A 16,287-nucleotide genomic window follows, 5' to 3' on the forward strand; every position below is an offset into this window, starting at 1 on the left:
AAAGATAGCCAGTCAGTTATTAGTCATCTACAGAAATCTACCATTCGTCTACATTAACTGTTGTACCAACTAAATAAACAATTTTAAGGCGTCAATCAGAGTACATTTGACCCAACAAACACATCAAAATAGTATTATGAGAGTATTAGCAATAGACGATCAACAATTAGTTTTATTACCATTAGAAAAACGATTAACAGCCCTAGGATACGACGTAAAAATTGAGACTGATGCGCTGAAGAGTTTTGAACTTTTCAACGAATTCAAACCAGACTTGGTAATCGTCGACATTAATATGCCTGGTATCTCTGGCTTAGAAATTGTAAAATATATCAGGCATACAAAAGATTCTGATACACCTATCATGGTTTTATCAGGTAATACTCAAGATCTTATTATTACAAATGGGTTCGATTTGGGTATTGATGACTATATGAAAAAGCCCTTGAGTTTAAATGAAATTTGCGCTCGGGTTAAGCGCCTTATTGGTACTCCAGAATTGCAAGGGAAAACAGAGCGCTGTGATGTGATGATTCAACAAAGATGCGTTGGTGTGGTCATTCCTTGTTATAATGAAGAGGAGCGATTATTAAGTAAAGAATTTACTAATTACATTGATAAAAATTCAGGATATCATTTGTGTTTCGTGAATGATGGTAGCAAAGATCAAACCTTAAAAGTGTTAAAAGATTTACAAAAAGGAAGAGAAGATTTTATTACTGTTTATGATTGTGAGCAAAATGGAGGTAAAGCTGAAGCTGTAAGATTAGGAATGTTGCACATGGCTAAAAAAGAAGATTTAGATTATATCGGGTTTTTAGATGCCGATTTATCAACAGACTTAGCCGATTTCGATGACCTAGTGAAAACAATAGAGCATTCAGAATTCAAAATTGTTAGTGGATCCAGAATCTCTAGAATGGGAGCTAATATAACTAAAGAATCTGCTAGAAAGATTATTAGCTTAAGTATCAATTTTATTATCAGAAAGATTTTATCAATGGACTTTAAAGACACTCAGTGTGGCGCTAAGATTTTCCATAAAGATGTTATCAAAATTGCGTTCAGTGAAAAATTCGTGACACAATGGATTTTTGACGTTGAAATTTTCAAAAGAATGACCATTCATTTTGGTTTGAAAGAAGCAAAATCAATGTTGTGTGAACAACCTTTAAAACGTTGGATTCATGCAGATGGGTCTAAACTTTCAATGAAAGATTCTTTTAAAATTATAGGTCAATTAGGACAAATTGCATGGGTTTATAGAAGAAAAAAAAGCAAAAATAAGATTGCTGTTTCTTCAACAATGAAAGTGGCTTAATAAAATCTACATGTATTTACCAGTAAAAACAGGAATTATACTCGTATTCCATAATTATGAAAAGGAGATGGATATCAATCTGTTTCTAAACTGCTGTAATAATGCGAAAAGCATTCAATTTTGTTTAGTCAATAATGATAGCAAAGATAACACCTATTCTATGCTCAAGGCAGTTAAAGAATCTTGTGAAAATGTTTCAATCGTAAACATTAAAAAATTTAAGTCTGATATCTCTGCAGTGAAAGCTGGCGCAAGATATATGTATAATAATTTCAACTTAAATCATATAGGATTTGTAAATCTTAATTTAATAAATAGACGTTATCAAAGTTTAGATAAAGTAATCTATAAAATTGTTGAACATCAAGATTCTATAATTAAATATGACCAAGCAATTTTAAAAAGTCATCGTATGAAAAGAACATTGTTTCAAAAGCTGTTTTCAGTAATCGATTATTTAAAAAGAATAGAGATTGAAAGAGAAATGCATCAGATTCAATATCAAAATGAAATATTTAAAAAGCTATTAAAATGAAAGTATATCCCATAAAATTTAATCCAATCCTTAAAGAAAAAATTTGGGGAGGAAATAAACTCAGTACAATTTTTGCAAAACAAACCAATAAGCAAGATGTAGGTGAAAGTTGGGAGGTTTCTGATGTGAATGGGAATATTTCTGTAGTAAGCAATGGCATTTATAAAGGCAAAAACCTCAAATCTTTATTAATAGAGCATGAAGCTCTTTTTTTGGGAGCATCCAATTTTGAAAACTTTGGCCATCAATTCCCACTCCTAATAAAATTTTTAGATGCCAATACAGATTTGTCTGTTCAAGTACATCCCGATAATGATATGGCTAAAAAATACCATAACTCTTTTGGTAAAACCGAAATGTGGTATATCATGGACAGTGATGATGATGCCAATATTGTGATGGGATTAAAGAACGAAAATGCCAATCCACAAATCTTAAATCACATCACTTCAGAAAATATTGAAAGTGTATTCAATAGAGAATGTGTAAAAAAAGGTGATAGCTTTTTTATTCCAGCTGGTAAAATTCATGCCATTGGCGCAGGAGTTTTAGCAGCAGAGATTCAACAAACCTCAGATATAACCTATCGTGTTTACGATTGGGATCGCACAGATGATAAAGGTGAAAAAAGGGAGTTACATACAAAGTTAGCAGAAAAAGCAACAAAGCAATTTCACTCTAACGGAAAGTCAAACTATCAACTTCAATCTAATAGAAGTTCGAATATTGTTGACTGTGAGTATTTCACAACAAATATTATTAATGTTGAAAGTGAGTGCGTTAAAGATTATTCAAATTTAGATTCCTTTCTCATTTTTATGTGTGTAGAAGGCCAAGTTAACATCACTGCAGATGGAGAATTCGAAACTTTACAAATGGGAGAGACCATTTTGTTACCAGCAATTACCAATCGGGTGATGTTTAGTTCTGAAAATGCTAAATTGTTAGAAGTTTATGTAAATGCATAGGATTGCAATAGCTTACTAAGTGTATCATATTTTATTTTATAAGCATTACCAATTGACAATTCATATATTTGTATACCTAATTAATAATCAAAATGAGCGTACTACAAACCCTTCAAGAACGAAGTAATAACAACTGCGAATTGTGCAGTGCAAGTAATAATTTATCTCAATATACCATTCCACCTTCTTTAAATGAAAATGTAGCCAACGATGTTCTTATCTGTAATACGTGCAAGGATCAAATAGAAGGCAATACAGACATGGATCCTAACCATTGGAGGTGTTTAAACGATAGCATGTGGAGTGAACATGTTGCTGTTCAAATTATGGCTTGGCGCATGTTGCAACGACTTAGAAGTGAAGGCTGGCCAAAAGACTTATTAGACATGATGTACTTAGATGACGAAGCTTTAGCTTTAGCAAGAGCCACAGGAGAACATGAAGATGACGCTAATAAAATCATTCATAGAGATGTGAATGGTGTAATTTTAGAGTCTGGAGATTCGGTTGTTTTGATAAAAGATTTGAAAGTTAAAGGTTCAAGTATGGTAGCCAAACAAGGCACAGCAGTTAGAAATATTCGATTAGATCATGAAAATTCAGAATATATCGAAGGTAAAGTTGGAGCACAACAAATCGTAATCATTACCAAATACGTAAAGAAACTTTAGTCGTTTTTCTTTTTAAAAAAGCTGAACCCTAAAGGAAGCATAAAGATTAAAAACAAAAATTTTCCAGAAACAATTCCGTAAATTGTGATGCTAGCCAAAATGACATAAAGAATAACTTGGTAAGATGGTTTCATAATACAAAATTAAATAATGTTAGAAATAAGACCAACTTGTGAGCATTGTAATAAGGCCTTGCATTTCAATTCTACAGAGGCCATGATTTGTACTTTTGAATGTACCTTTTGTAAAGATTGCGTCGACGGAGTTTTGCAAGAGGTTTGTCCTAATTGCGGAGGTGGTTTTGAAAAACGACCAATTCGTCCAGAACATTTACTAGAAGAATATCCGGTTTCAACTACTGTTGTTCATAAGCCTGTTGATCTTAAAAAACATCAGGAGCGTTTAACTAAAAATTAAATCCATGTCGTATTCAAAATATATCATTACAATTCTTATTTTCAGTTTGTTTACATGCCAAGAGGAAGAGAAGTCAGTTAGTGCTTCGGAAGCCTTAGAAATAATTATAAATGATTACCAGGATCATGAAACTTATGATAAAAATGAATATCCTTTAGGCGATTTTTCAGAAGAATATTATAAATCTGAAGCTGAGTTTGCTCAGGAAAAGTTAGAAGCACTTTCTGAAATAAAACCAGAAACTTTAAGCGAAACTGAACAAATTTCATTAACACTTTTAAAGTTTGTATTACAAGACCAAATTGATTTTTATGAATTTGAAGAGTTTTTAAATCCGTTACTGTCTGATACAGGATTCCATACCAATTTAACGTATGAAGTTAGACCTTTAACCAATTACTGGCAGGTTAGGGAATATCTTAAGAAGTTAAATGCCATTCCTAAATTTGTAAGTCAAAATTTAGAGCACTTGCGTAAAGGTTTAGAAAAAGGGGTTTCTCAACCAAGGGTTATTTTCAATGGTTACGAATCGACTTATGATACGCATATCGTTGGTAATTTTGAAGAGAGTTATTATTTTTCACCATTTAAAAACCTTCCGAATGATTTAAGTGAAACTCAAAGGGATTCCGTTTTAACTGCTGCAAAAACAGCTATTGAAACTCAGGTGATTCCTCAGTTCAAACGAATTAAAACCTTCTTTGAAACCGAATACTTTCCGAAGACAAGAACGACCTTAGGCGTTTCTGAAACTCCAAATGGAAAAGCCTATTACCAGAATAGAATAAATTATTATACAACGAGTACGCAATACAGTGCTGATGATATTCATCAAATCGGACTCAAAGAAGTGGCACGTATCAAAGCTGAAATGGAAACCATTATCAGTGATTTAAATTTTAAAGGAAGCTTTGAAGATTTCTTTCATTTTTTAAGAACAGATAAGCAATTCTATGCCGAAACTCCAGAGCAACTTTTAATGATAGCTCGTGATATGGCAAAACGAGCAGATGCACAGTTACCACGATTTTTTAAAACATTGCCACGCAAACCTTATGGAGTGGCTCCAGTGCCAGATGCCATTGCACCAAAATATACAACAGGTCGCTATATTGGTACAACCAAAGAAAGCACAGATCCAGGTTACTATTGGTTAAATACCTATGATTTGCCTAGTAGAACCTTATATACCATGCCGTCTTTAACAGTTCATGAAGCAGTTCCTGGCCATCATTTACAAGGAAGTTTAAATAATGAACTAGGTGATAGTATTCCAAGCTTTCGAAAAAACATGTATTTGTCTGCTTATGGTGAAGGTTGGGGATTATATTGTGAGTTTTTAGCTGAAGAAATGGGAATGTACACCACACCTTATGAGCAATTTGGAAAACTAACGTATGAAATGTGGAGAGCCTGCAGATTGGTTGTAGATACTGGAATTCATGCAAAAGGCTGGACACGTGAGCAAGTTGTAAATTATATGGCTTCAAATACGGCTTTATCACTGCATGAAATTAATACTGAAACTGATCGCTATATTTCCTGGCCTGGTCAAGCTTTGTCATATAAAATTGGCGAACTAAAAATAAGAGAGCTTCGTAAAAAAGCTGAAACTACATTAGGTGCGAAGTTTGATATCAGAGAATTTCATGATGTGATTTTAAATCAAGGTACTGTGACACTTGCAATTTTAGAAGATAGAATTAATAACTACATAGCAAAAACGAACAAAGAGTAACGATTTAAGTTGCTGTTGTCGTGTATTTTATCGGATAAAAAATGCTATTTATGAACGAAATCTTACCAATGATACATTTAGTCGAAAAAATAGCATAAGCTATGTTTAATTTTGGATATTTAATTCAGAAATCATTGATTTTAGCGCCAAAATTTACAACAACATTAACCTCAAAATGCTATTATTATGGACTTAGAAATTACAAACTCAAACAACTTCTTTAAAGTAAAAGGGTCTTTAGACAGACATAATATTCACTTGTTTAAAAGTAAATTCAGAAATATTTTTGAAAAAGCGAATGCCATTACAATTAGTATTGAAGATTTAAAAAGTATTGATCGTCACGGTGTTACTGCTATTGCACAATTACACAATGAATCGATAATAAAACAAAAACGTTTATCAATTATTGGTTTGGGTTGTCAAGAAGTGTTTAATCACTTTAAAACGAAAGAACGAGAAACAGTAACTGCAGCTTAAATAAAATACTACAAGGCATTTTTTTGATGTTTAAAAAAAGCATCAGCTTGCAATTGCATTAATTCTCTTGCCTTTTTGCGTTTATAGGCATAAAGCTCATCTTCTTCGGCAATGTCATTATAAATTCTGTTATTTATGGTTTGATCTGTTTTAAGAAGAATTTTACGCTCGTTAACTTTCTGTTCTACCCATGTTTTAACGGCTGTTTCTGCATCTTCTAATTTATAGTCATATTCACCTTTTGGAGATAGTAATTTGGCGAATATTGGAGATGTTTCTATAGCTAGAAATAATAATAAAATGAAGAGTGAAGGTAGCCAAGGCAACTCAGCCAAGGCACTTACACGAGCCATCAAACCATCGAAACCATCAATGATAGGTTGAGAGCTTGTGATCTGAGTCTCATAATTTGTTTTTAATTGTGTAATCTGATTTTCAATGGAAGCAATTTTTGCTTTGTTTTCTGTTTTTAGTTGTTGTAATTCAGCTAAGGCTGCATCGTGTTTTTCTCTTTTTTCTTTATACACAGGACCTTTTCCTAACAGCTGCGTTCCAGCTGTGCCTTCAGCTTCAGAAATATAAGTGTCATACAGCGCGTTAACTTCTGCCTCTTTAGTGCTTATTTGACCCTGTAACGCTTTGACGTCATTTTCTAAAGCTTCAACATTAGGGGTAAATTGTAGCGCAATTTGTTCTTTATTAGCTAACGTTAAATCGTTTTTTTGTTCTAAAAGCACCTGATTAATTTCCTTTTCAAAAATCTTCAACTCTAAGGGCTTTGAAATCACTATGGCAATAATTACAGCTAAAAGTAATCGAGGTGAAGCCTGTATAATTTCATCAATACTATTATTTCGTTTTTTAATTGTTGACACGATAAAACGATCTAAATTAAAAATCAACAGTCCCCAAATAAATCCAAAAGCAATGGCTGCATAAAGCTGATCAAAAACGGTATATAAGGCATAACTACAAGCAATAAATGCCATGACAGCCGTGAAAAATACAGTGGCTCCAATGCCAGCAAATTTGTTTTGTTCTCCTATAGAACAATTGGCTAAGATGTCTGTATCAGAACCAGAACAGATAATGAAGAATTTCTTAAGCATGATTGATTAGATTTTGATTGATTGTCTATTAGAACGCAAAAATGCTTCAGATGTTACACTTTTTTAAAATAAAAGACTTGATCTGGCGAGCTTAGCAGGCGCTTATATTGTTAAAATCCACTATATTTGATAAAAATTAAAAGAAAAATTGCCCACAATGAATACTTTTAGAACTACTATTATATGTCTTTTTTTAAGTGTATTTAATTCTTATGCACAATCCATACAAGATATAATCGATAAGGTTGATTTAGATACATTATCACTTACACTTCAAGAATTTTCAGGTGAAATTTCTACAGTTGTTGATGGCAATACCGTTACTATATTGAACAGGCAACAAGCAAATAATGAGTTGGCAGGTGATTATTTAGTACAAAAATTTGAAGCATTAGATAATATCGTTATCAACGACCAACAATTTGATTCAAACGGAAGAAATATAATTGCAACTCAACTAGGGAAAACCAATCCTAATGATATTTATATCATTTGTGCGCATTATGATACTTTAGCCGATTATTGTGCTGACGATAATGCAACAGGTACAGCAGCAGTCTTGGAAGCGGCTAGAATTTTGTCAACCCAATGTTTAGAAAATACCATTGTATATGCCTTATGGGATGAAGAGGAAATCGGATTAAATGGATCGTCGTTTTATGCTGATCAAGCATTTAGCAATGGAGATAATATATTAGGTGTATTGAATCTGGATATGATGGGTTATGATGGTGATGCTCCAGGAGCACCAGGTGATAATGAGTTTGATATAGACTATAGAAATCTTGCTGATTCGGAAGGGATGAAAGACGATATCATTAATGTATTAAATACATATTCATTTAATTTATCTGTCATTGAGGTTAATCCAGGCACTATTAACAGTGATCATGCTAGTTTTTGGGCAGTTGGTAATTTTCCTGAAGACGCATACTCTGCTGTATTGCTAGGTGAGTCGTGGGAAACGAATGATCAAACACCTTTTTATCATACGTCTGGTGATCGTTTTAGTACTTTAGATTTACCTTATTTTCATGAACTTACTAAACTAACCACGGCTTATATGGCAACTGTAGGAGGTTTAGTTGATGTTGATAATGGTATAAGTCAAACGGTTACCATGTTAACAGCAGATCAAGCTTCAGCAGCTTATCAGTGGATTAATTGTGATACGAATACTCCAATTTCTGGAGCTACCTCGCAATCTTATATGCCAACAGTAACTGGAAATTATGCTGTTGAAATTACTTCTGGTACTTGCATTGAGCGCAGTGAATGTATCCAATTTGACACTTTAGGACAAGATCAATTTTTAACTTCTGAAGTTAGACTATTTCCAAATCCGGTTTCTACAAATCTTACGATTGAAATCGTTAATAATTCAGGAACCATTGCATTAAATTTGTTTGATGTATCAGGGAAGTTGATATTACAAAAAAACGTTTCTAATAATGCGACAGCATTAAATATGAAAAATTTGCCTCAAGGTATTTACTTCCTCAAAGTTTCTTCTTCTGAGAAAACCGGAACATATAAAATTGTGAAAGAGTAGTTGATACTATTTGCTTAATTCAGTAAAATACTTATAAAATAAAGGAATTGTTTCAATACCTTTAAAATAGTTCCACACGCCAAAATGTTCGTTAGGAGAGTGGATGGCATCACTATTTAATCCGAAGCCCATTAAAATAGTTTTACTCTTCAATTCTTGTTCAAAAAGCGATACAATAGGAATACTTCCACCACTACGCTGAGGTATTGGTGTTCTTCCAAACGTATCCTGATATGCTTTTGAAGCTGCTTGATAACCTATACTGTCTATAGGAGTGACATAACCTTGTCCACCATGATGAGGTTTCACTTTAACTCTTACACCTTCAGGAGCAATGCTTTCAAAATGAGTTTTAAAAAGCTCAGTAATCTCTTCCCATTCTTGATGAGGTACCAATCTCATGGAAATTTTAGCATAGGCTTTACTTGCAATTACAGTTTTTGCACCTTCACCTGTGTAGCCTCCCCAAATTCCGTTGACATCAAGAGTTGGTCTTATAGAGTTTCTTTCGTTGGTTGTGTATCCTTTTTCACCATATACAGCATCAATATCTATTGATTTTTTATAAGCTTCTAAAGAGAAAGGCGCTTTTGCCATTTCAGCACGTTCCTCGTCTGAAAGCTCTTCGACTTTATCATAAAAGCCTGGAATTGTAATGTGATTGTTTTCATCATGAAGTGACGCTATCATTTTTGTCAAAATGTTGATAGGGTTTGCAACAGCGCCTCCATATAGACCAGAGTGCAAATCTCTATTTGGACCAGTCACTTCAACTTCAACATAACTTAAACCTCTTAAACCCGTTGTAATCGATGGTACATCTTGAGCAATCATTCCAGTATCGGAAATTAAGATGACGTCATTCTTTAGTTTTTCCTGATTGTTTTTTACAAACTTGGAAAGGTTAACACTTCCAACTTCTTCTTCACCTTCAATCATAAATTTTACATTGCAAGGCAATTGATTTGTTTCGGTCATGAATTCCATAGCCTTTACATGCATGTACATCTGACCTTTATCATCACAAGCACCTCGTGCAAAAATGGCTCCTTCGGGATGTATTTCAGTTTTTTTAATCACAGGTTCGTAAGGTGGTGAATCCCATAAATCTAATGGATCGGCTGGTTGCACATCATAATGCCCATAGACTAAAACTGTCGGAAGATTTTTATCAATCATTTTTTCACCATACACAATAGGAAAACCATCGGTTTGACAAATTTCTGCGTTATCACAACCGGCTTTTAGTAGGCTTTCTTTAATAACATCAGCTGTTTTAAACACATGGTCCTTAAACGATGGATCTGCACTTACTGAAGGGATTTTTAGCAGTTCTATTAATTCATTTAGAAAACGATCTTTATGGTTTTTTATGTACGATTGAATGTGTTGCATTTACTTTTGTTTTAGGATTCATTCAAAAATACAAAATGAAGACGATTTTTTCGTTATTAAAGTTATTTGAATATTGAAACTATTGTTTATATTTGCATCCCAATATTTATTGGAAAGTTGCAGGCGTGGTGGAATTGGTAGACACGCTAGACTTAGGATCTAGTGCCGCGAGGTGTGAGAGTTCGAGTCTCTCCGCCTGTACAATATATAAGCTAACTTTAACGAGTTAGCTTTTTTTATGGACTTATTTTAAATAAAAAAAGCTTTCCATAATAGTTGGAAAGCTTTTTCAGGCTAATTCAAATTGCTATAAAATCAATTTAAAGTTTTAAAATTTTTGAAGTCAGTGTTTGACCATTCTTATTTTCTATTTTAACTAAATAAAGACTTGGCTTCAAATCTGAAATGTCATACGAGTCATTTTTAGTAAACGCACCATGAAATGATTTCACTAATTTGCCTGTGATATCAAAAATTTGTAAGCTTTCTAAAGCTTTATTCGTTTTAAACGTATCGTTTACAGGATTAGGATAAATGCTAAACGCTTCATTAGAAGCAAATGATTCGCTACTTAAAGTAGAAGGCTGATTACCAAATATTCTAAATTGTCCAGCAGGAATACTTATAGTTGAGGCACTGTAAGTTGTATTTCCAGTTTCGTCCATTAAATCATACCAGGTTCCACCAGTTGGAAAACTTGTATTAATAGTTCTTGAAACTACATCAAAATTAGCTAATATAATAACATTTTGTATTTGTCCACTAGGAAGTGAAGTATCAAAAATATCAATTCTAGGAGTTAAACTTCCAGAAGTAATTGCATAATCACCTTCAAATACAGGCTCATTAATTTTTAGATCAATTAGTCTCGCCCAATCATCATAAATTTGTCTTCTGTTGGCATCTCCTAACCAATTCTCTACCCATTGAGGTTGAGGTTTGGTATCTAATTTGCAGTTTCCATCAGTACCACTTTCATCGTTTACAGTACCATTTGGGCATGTGTAAATAGAATTATCCATACCTAAAGGAGCAAAATGCCATAACATTTTTGGACCAGGCACACAAATAGATACAGCGCCTAATGCAGACATTCTGGATAAAGCAGTGTTTAAATCTCTCACATTATGAGAACCGTTTGATTGGTTTCCAAACGTTACATTTTTATACATTAAACGCTCTTCATCATGGCTTTCTGGATAACCCATCACTCTTGGTCCTAGAAACTGAGAACGCGATTTGTGCCCAATACCATTTATGTTATTGTTAGAATTGAATCCCATAGTAAGTTGGTTGTAAGGATCTGTCATTTTTCCCCACATCATGACGCCTTTACCTTCGTTATAACGATAATTTGCCCATTCTTTTTCTTCGTTTTCTGAACCTAAATGCTCAAAAATCACATAATGTGTATCGTCAAGAGACCAAGAATAATCAGCGTATGCTTTTAACACATCTACGCGATCTTGTTGATAGCTGTTAGTACACCCTTCGTTATTTTCACAATTTTGAGTAAATCCTTTTGTTAAGTCCCAACGGAATCCATCAATTTTAAAATCTTCAATCCAATGTTTTACAACACGTCTAGTGTATTCTTGTGTTAAAGCACTTTGATGATTAAAGTCTGAACCTACATTATAACTATGTTTAGGCACTTCATTAAAATAAGGGTTATCACTACTCGGTCCGCCCCAACCATCACCTTCAGGATCATTCATCCACATACGTTGCATAGGATTTCTTCCGAAAGCATGATTTAAAGCCACATCGAGAATAACTGCTATTCCGTTTTGATGACATAAATCAATAAACTCTTTAAACTTATTTTCTGTACCATAATATTTGTCTAATGCCATGTGGAAAGAAGTATTGTAGCCCCAACTTTCATTACCTTCATATTCCATGACTGGCATTAATTGTATAGCATTTACATTCAGATTTTTAAAATAATCTATACGATCAATTAAATCCTGATAATTACGGTCTGCATCAAAATCTCTTACTAACACTTCGTAAACAACTAAATCTTCCTTTTTTGGTTTCTGAAAATTTGTTACCTGCCAGTTGTACGGTGTTTGTCCAGTTTGAAGAACAGTTACTTCTCGTTCTTGACCCGCTGGATATACTGGTAAATTAGGATAACTATTACTTGGAATGAAAGGATCATCAAAAGGTGATAATACTAGAGTTGAAAAGGGATCTGCAGTTTTTACTAATCCAGGAGAATTCGTGATTGGGTTAGTATCAAAAACCCAGTATTGATATGTTTCAATTTGTCCAGGAGTTAAACCTGTTATTTCTAACCAGTACTTTCCAGTACTAGGATCACGTTTCATAACGTCTGAATTGGTAGGCATGTAGTTGTTAAAGCTACCAGCTACTTGAATAAATTCTTTACCTGGTGCTGAAAGCACTAAAGTTGCTTTGGTGGGATCAGCTCCATAATTAATACCGTCAATTACCCCTGAAGGAAGTGCTTGTTCAGTAACAGAGGTCACAACATACACCTCAAAACTCGCTTCTCCAGTATCTGAAGTTCCAGGAGGAGAACCAACAATACGAACCGTACCACTTTCAGTAATATTTGAAATCGTACTGCTACAAGTTGGGAAACCACATGTTCCATTTGCGACAGAAACATTATTGTAGAATACTTCAAAACTTCCCTGTACCGTAGTTGAACCTTGGAAAGCTATTATAGCACTTACAGTTAGATTAGATCCAGAATTCACAACCACTTGCGAACTTGAAGGTTGAGTAATTGTAACATTTACAGTTCCTACTGGAAATATATAATCGCTGCAGCCACTATCTTTTAATTCTTGAGAGCCATCTTCATTTCTAAATACCATTCCAATTTGGGTGGCAGCGCCTGCTTGAGGCTGAGTTAAACCATAATAATCCTGAGGTGTTATGGTAATTGTAAAAATACCACCTCCTTGGTTTATCATTTGGCCAACACCATCATCTTGTCCCCAATTTCCGATAACGTTAAAACCAAAAGCATCTGAATTATCACCAATTCCTGAGTGCATATAAACCTTATTGGGATTAACAAATCCGTTACAGTTTGTTCCAGTAGTATTATTTATATCAACAGTAATGGTAACTGGTTGATCAACTTCAATAGCACCAACACTTAGTGATACTTGTGCGTTTGAATAGAAAGATAGTAATAGTAATAATAGTAAAACTTTTTTCATAGCAAGTATTTTAAAAAAAAGGCTATGTTGTATAAATACCATAGCCTTTTATATTATTATTAAAGATAATATGGTTTAATCTAACGTAATTGTAAGGTTATTGGTGTCAATAGTTATGGTGTATGTTCCAGTTGTACCAACAAAAGCAAAATTAAAATCACCATCTTCAGCATTTACTAACTCACTATCAATAGTGTAACCTGCATCTACATAGTAAGGATAATTTCTACCTGAAGCCCATTCATCAAGGATTGTAAAGAATCTAAAGTTGTTATCTGCTCCACCGTTATTTTGTAAAGCTACGCTTCCAGACCAAACACCATCAGAAGTACATACAAACTGTGCAGGATTTGCCCAGTCCCAGCCAGTGTCAACTAAGCCAGTTCCAACACCATAAAGAACATCAAATTCACAAGTCCCTTCAGCATTAGGTGTTCCTAGTGTTATCTCTAAGTTATTGGTATCAATTGTTAACAAGTAAGTGCCATTAGTTCCAACGAAAGCAAAATTATTATCGCCATCCATAGCATCAACAAGGTTACTATCAATCGTATATCCTTCAGCTACATACCATGGATAATTTCTTCCAGAAGCCCATTCACCACTTTCAGTAAAGAATCTGAAATTATTGTTATCTACTGTATTTTGGAATTCTACATTTCCAGACCAAACACCATCTTGTGTACACATTAATTCAACTGGAGTTCCCCAGTCCCATCCTGCAGCAGGTAATCCAGCACCAACACCATAAAGGATGTCAACTTCACATTCGCCAGTTTCTACAACTATGGATTGTTCTTGAAGTTCAACATTTAATGCTTGAATTTCAGACATGGTTGGTAAACCGTCATCACCTACAACAGCCATCAATCTAAAATATAGTACTCCAATATTAGAAGCCTCTGTTGCAGGATCATTATCTAGGCCTGCTACTTCAGCTAAATCAATCATTTCTCCAACTGTTACAGGAATTTCATTACCTGAAGTATTTCCTATATTATATAAATCATCACCTGCAATGTAGTCACTAAAATCTTCTAATGTAGCAGCTTGTAAGCTATACGTAACATTGGTAGCTACGCCAAAATTGGCATCATCCCATGTAAAGCGCTCAGCTAGGTTTTCACTCACTGTTGAGTTTAAAACATAGTTGGATAAAAAAGTTGTTGTAAATGCTAAGTCTGTTGCTTCTGTAGCTACAAACTCTAAATCGTCATCTTGCTGACAAGCTGTAAAAGATAATACAGCGATACACGTTAATAATATAAATTTTAAATTTTTCATCATGTTATTATTTATTAATATCCTGGGTTTTGTGTTAAATTAGGGTTTGCTTGTATGGCATTTGTTGGAATTGGAAACAATCGGTAATTCGTTGAAATTGAGGTGCCACTAGCTGTTCCACCTTTCCATGGCCATATATAAGAACCACCAGTAAATTTGTTAAATCTGATTAAGTCTGTTCTCCTATGCCCTTCAAGGTTTAATTCTCTTGCTCTTTCATCTAATATAAATTGTTCATCAATATCTGAAGCAGTAATGGTTGAAGCATTTGATCTTTCTCTTACTAAATTCACATATTGAGAAGCAGTATTAAGATCTGTTCCAGCAGCTCCTCTCCAAGCTAATTCTGCATACATAAGATACGCATCTGCTAAACGAAATAAAGGAAAATCTGTACTAGAGAAATCTGTTGGAGACGTATTGGCATTTAAATTAGAATTTCTAAATTTAATTGATGGATATCCATCTTCCCAAGATCTATAATCTGCCATTTCAAAATTATGTAAGTCAACAGGTAAATTTGTAATCGGATCTATACCTTCCCCAATCCAAAATAATTGAGATCTTACATCATTACAATTTCTTAATTCATCAGAATTATTAATACCACCACAGAATAAGCCGTACCATGCTTTGGATGATCTGTGGCCTGTCCAACCTTGTGTTGCTCCAAAATCATTTGGATTCATAGTTTCTGTACTAAGGCTACCATTTACAATATAAGTTGTGTTTCCAAAACTCTGACTTATAGAGGCATCAGCTATTAAAGGAAAAATAATCTCAGGAGAATCATCATTATCAGAAGAGAAATTTAATCTAAAATCATCTGCTAACGAAAATTCACCACCATTAATTATTCTATTAACATAAGTAGCGGCATCATCATATCTAGGTGAATTGGTATAAACTTCAGCGTTAAGATAAAGTTTGCTCAAAAGCATTTGAGCCGCTGCTTTATTAGCTCGACCGTAACTGTTGCTACTTGGTAAAAGAGGTTCAATAGCTAACAATTCAGATTCTACATAATTAAATAATTCTTGTCTTGAAGCTTCAGGAAGAGGAGTTGTTACTCCAAAATCAGCTTCAGTTACTAATGCTCCTTTACCGAAAGAATCAATAAGATAATAGTAAGCTAAAGCTCTAATAAATCTTATTTCAGACGATACAACTTCTTCATTTTCTACATCTACTGCAGATAAAACATTTATTAAGTTATTTGCTTGTGGGATAGTATAATAGATTCTATTATACAAGTATCTAAAAAACTTATTGTCTGAGGTCCAATCAGATGTAGTAGTAAGCTGGTCTAAACCATTATCACCCCAACGATTCTTCATAGCATCAGCAGTAAAGTCTTGAAGATTTATAATTCCCCTAAGAAAAGGAGACTCTCCAGGATCATCGGGTATATCTGAACTACCTGGTCCATCTGGTCCAGAAAGCGCAAAAGAACCATAAAGTCGCGATAAAACACCTTCAATTGCACGAGGATCTTGTTCAAGTAATTCTTCTAAAGATAACTCGACAATTGGTTTTGTGTTTAAGTCATCAGTGCAACCCAACGTCGTTAAGAGCGCCAATGTAATTAAAACATAATTTAAATAATTTTTCATA

14 protein-coding genes and 1 tRNA gene are annotated in these 16,287 nt (G+C 33.9%); 9 read left to right on the forward strand and 6 right to left on the reverse strand.

From position 1 onward, the window contains the following. Nucleotides 1-136 precede the first annotated feature (136 nt). The 4 genes from TD18_RS00990 (at nucleotide 137) to TD18_RS01005 (ending at nucleotide 3,495) form a co-directional block, all read left to right on the forward strand. Nucleotides 137-1,321 (forward strand): response regulator, encoded by a 1,185-nt coding sequence (locus TD18_RS00990; protein WP_040247282.1) that lies wholly within the window; start codon nucleotides 137-139, stop codon nucleotides 1,319-1,321. Nucleotides 1,322-1,331: 10 nt separating this feature from the next. Next, entirely contained in the window at nucleotides 1,332-1,856 is a 525-nt protein-coding gene (locus TD18_RS00995; protein ID WP_040247283.1) for a hypothetical protein, read from the forward strand. Next, entirely contained in the window at nucleotides 1,853-2,824 is a 972-nt protein-coding gene (locus TD18_RS01000) for a type I phosphomannose isomerase catalytic subunit (protein ID WP_040247287.1), read from the forward strand. Before TD18_RS00995 ends, TD18_RS01000 begins: the two co-directional genes overlap by 4 nt. Nucleotides 2,825-2,916: 92 nt before the next feature. Continuing rightward, complete coding sequence (locus tag TD18_RS01005) at nucleotides 2,917-3,495, forward strand: PhnA domain-containing protein (RefSeq protein WP_040247289.1); 579 nt, start codon at nucleotides 2,917-2,919, stop codon at nucleotides 3,493-3,495. On the opposite strand, the gene TD18_RS17340 is transcribed toward TD18_RS01005, so the two are convergent. Beyond that, complete coding sequence (locus TD18_RS17340; protein WP_040247291.1) at nucleotides 3,492-3,629, reverse strand: hypothetical protein; 138 nt, start codon at nucleotides 3,627-3,629, stop codon at nucleotides 3,492-3,494. The two genes, TD18_RS01005 and TD18_RS17340, sit on opposite strands and share 4 nt — an antisense overlap. A gap of 16 nt (nucleotides 3,630-3,645) precedes the next feature. Here TD18_RS17340 and TD18_RS01015 point away from each other — a divergent pair, with 16 nt between their 5' ends. From TD18_RS01015 to TD18_RS01025, 3 genes are all read left to right on the forward strand, one after another. Next, complete coding sequence (locus TD18_RS01015) at nucleotides 3,646-3,912, forward strand: DUF1272 domain-containing protein (protein ID WP_040247294.1); 267 nt, start codon at nucleotides 3,646-3,648, stop codon at nucleotides 3,910-3,912. A 4-nt stretch (nucleotides 3,913-3,916) separates the two neighbouring features. Continuing rightward, nucleotides 3,917-5,650 (forward strand): DUF885 domain-containing protein, encoded by a 1,734-nt coding sequence (locus TD18_RS01020; protein ID WP_040247297.1) that lies wholly within the window; start codon nucleotides 3,917-3,919, stop codon nucleotides 5,648-5,650. Nucleotides 5,651-5,836: 186 nt separating this feature from the next. Beyond that, nucleotides 5,837-6,130 (forward strand): STAS domain-containing protein, encoded by a 294-nt coding sequence (locus tag TD18_RS01025; protein ID WP_040247299.1) that lies wholly within the window; start codon nucleotides 5,837-5,839, stop codon nucleotides 6,128-6,130. Between the two features lie 8 nt (nucleotides 6,131-6,138). Here TD18_RS01025 and TD18_RS01030 read toward each other — a convergent pair whose 3' ends face one another. After that, complete coding sequence (locus TD18_RS01030) at nucleotides 6,139-7,239, reverse strand: DUF4407 domain-containing protein (RefSeq protein WP_040247301.1); 1,101 nt, start codon at nucleotides 7,237-7,239, stop codon at nucleotides 6,139-6,141. A 157-nt stretch (nucleotides 7,240-7,396) separates the two neighbouring features. On the opposite strand from TD18_RS01030, the gene TD18_RS01035 reads away from it, so the two are divergent. Beyond that, entirely contained in the window at nucleotides 7,397-8,791 is a 1,395-nt protein-coding gene (locus TD18_RS01035) for a M28 family peptidase (protein WP_040247304.1), read from the forward strand. 6 nt (nucleotides 8,792-8,797) lie between these two features. On the opposite strand, the gene TD18_RS01040 is transcribed toward TD18_RS01035, so the two are convergent. After that, a complete protein-coding gene (locus TD18_RS01040; RefSeq protein WP_040247306.1) occupies nucleotides 8,798-10,186 on the reverse strand; it encodes a dipeptidase in 1,389 nt (462 codons plus the stop codon). 119 nt (nucleotides 10,187-10,305) lie between these two features. On the opposite strand from TD18_RS01040, the gene TD18_RS01045 reads away from it, so the two are divergent. Continuing rightward, nucleotides 10,306-10,387: transfer RNA gene (locus tag TD18_RS01045), tRNA-Leu, on the forward strand. Between the two features lie 119 nt (nucleotides 10,388-10,506). On the opposite strand, the gene TD18_RS01050 is transcribed toward TD18_RS01045, so the two are convergent. The 3 genes from TD18_RS01050 to TD18_RS01060 all read right to left on the reverse strand — a co-directional run bounded on the left by TD18_RS01050 (nucleotide 10,507) and on the right by TD18_RS01060 (nucleotide 16,286). Beyond that, nucleotides 10,507-13,389 (reverse strand): alpha-amylase family glycosyl hydrolase, encoded by a 2,883-nt coding sequence (locus tag TD18_RS01050; protein WP_040247308.1) that lies wholly within the window; start codon nucleotides 13,387-13,389, stop codon nucleotides 10,507-10,509. Between the two features lie 75 nt (nucleotides 13,390-13,464). Beyond that, nucleotides 13,465-14,676, reverse strand: a complete 1,212-nt coding sequence (locus TD18_RS16535) for a SusE domain-containing protein (RefSeq protein WP_084205804.1) — start codon at nucleotides 14,674-14,676, stop codon at nucleotides 13,465-13,467. 11 nt (nucleotides 14,677-14,687) lie between these two features. Next, complete coding sequence (locus TD18_RS01060) at nucleotides 14,688-16,286, reverse strand: RagB/SusD family nutrient uptake outer membrane protein (RefSeq protein ID WP_040247914.1); 1,599 nt, start codon at nucleotides 16,284-16,286, stop codon at nucleotides 14,688-14,690. Between the last annotated feature and the right edge of the window lies 1 nt (nucleotide 16,287).

The organism is Psychroserpens mesophilus (assembly GCF_000826645.1).
Lineage (GTDB): Bacteria > Bacteroidota > Bacteroidia > Flavobacteriales > Flavobacteriaceae > Psychroserpens > Psychroserpens mesophilus.

Excerpts from the sequence above, each read along its gene's own strand:
- TD18_RS00990 (WP_040247282.1), top strand. The coding sequence starts at position 137 with ATGAGAGTATTAGCAATAGACGATCAACAATTAGTTTTATTACCATTA.
- TD18_RS00995 (WP_040247283.1), top strand. The coding sequence starts at position 1,332 with ATGTATTTACCAGTAAAAACAGGAATTATACTCGTATTCCATAATTAT.
- TD18_RS01000 (WP_040247287.1), top strand. The coding sequence starts at position 1,853 with ATGAAAGTATATCCCATAAAATTTAATCCAATCCTTAAAGAAAAAATT.
- TD18_RS01005 (WP_040247289.1), top strand. The coding sequence starts at position 2,917 with ATGAGCGTACTACAAACCCTTCAAGAACGAAGTAATAACAACTGCGAA.
- TD18_RS17340 (WP_040247291.1), bottom strand. The coding sequence starts at position 3,629 with ATGAAACCATCTTACCAAGTTATTCTTTATGTCATTTTGGCTAGCATC.
- TD18_RS01015 (WP_040247294.1), top strand. The coding sequence starts at position 3,646 with ATGTTAGAAATAAGACCAACTTGTGAGCATTGTAATAAGGCCTTGCAT.
- TD18_RS01020 (WP_040247297.1), top strand. The coding sequence starts at position 3,917 with ATGTCGTATTCAAAATATATCATTACAATTCTTATTTTCAGTTTGTTT.
- TD18_RS01025 (WP_040247299.1), top strand. The coding sequence starts at position 5,837 with ATGGACTTAGAAATTACAAACTCAAACAACTTCTTTAAAGTAAAAGGG.
- TD18_RS01030 (WP_040247301.1), bottom strand. The coding sequence starts at position 7,239 with ATGCTTAAGAAATTCTTCATTATCTGTTCTGGTTCTGATACAGACATC.
- TD18_RS01035 (WP_040247304.1), top strand. The coding sequence starts at position 7,397 with ATGAATACTTTTAGAACTACTATTATATGTCTTTTTTTAAGTGTATTT.
- TD18_RS01040 (WP_040247306.1), bottom strand. The coding sequence starts at position 10,186 with ATGCAACACATTCAATCGTACATAAAAAACCATAAAGATCGTTTTCTA.
- TD18_RS01050 (WP_040247308.1), bottom strand. The coding sequence starts at position 13,389 with ATGAAAAAAGTTTTACTATTATTACTATTACTATCTTTCTATTCAAAC.
- TD18_RS16535 (WP_084205804.1), bottom strand. The coding sequence starts at position 14,676 with ATGATGAAAAATTTAAAATTTATATTATTAACGTGTATCGCTGTATTA.
- TD18_RS01060 (WP_040247914.1), bottom strand. The coding sequence starts at position 16,286 with ATGAAAAATTATTTAAATTATGTTTTAATTACATTGGCGCTCTTAACG.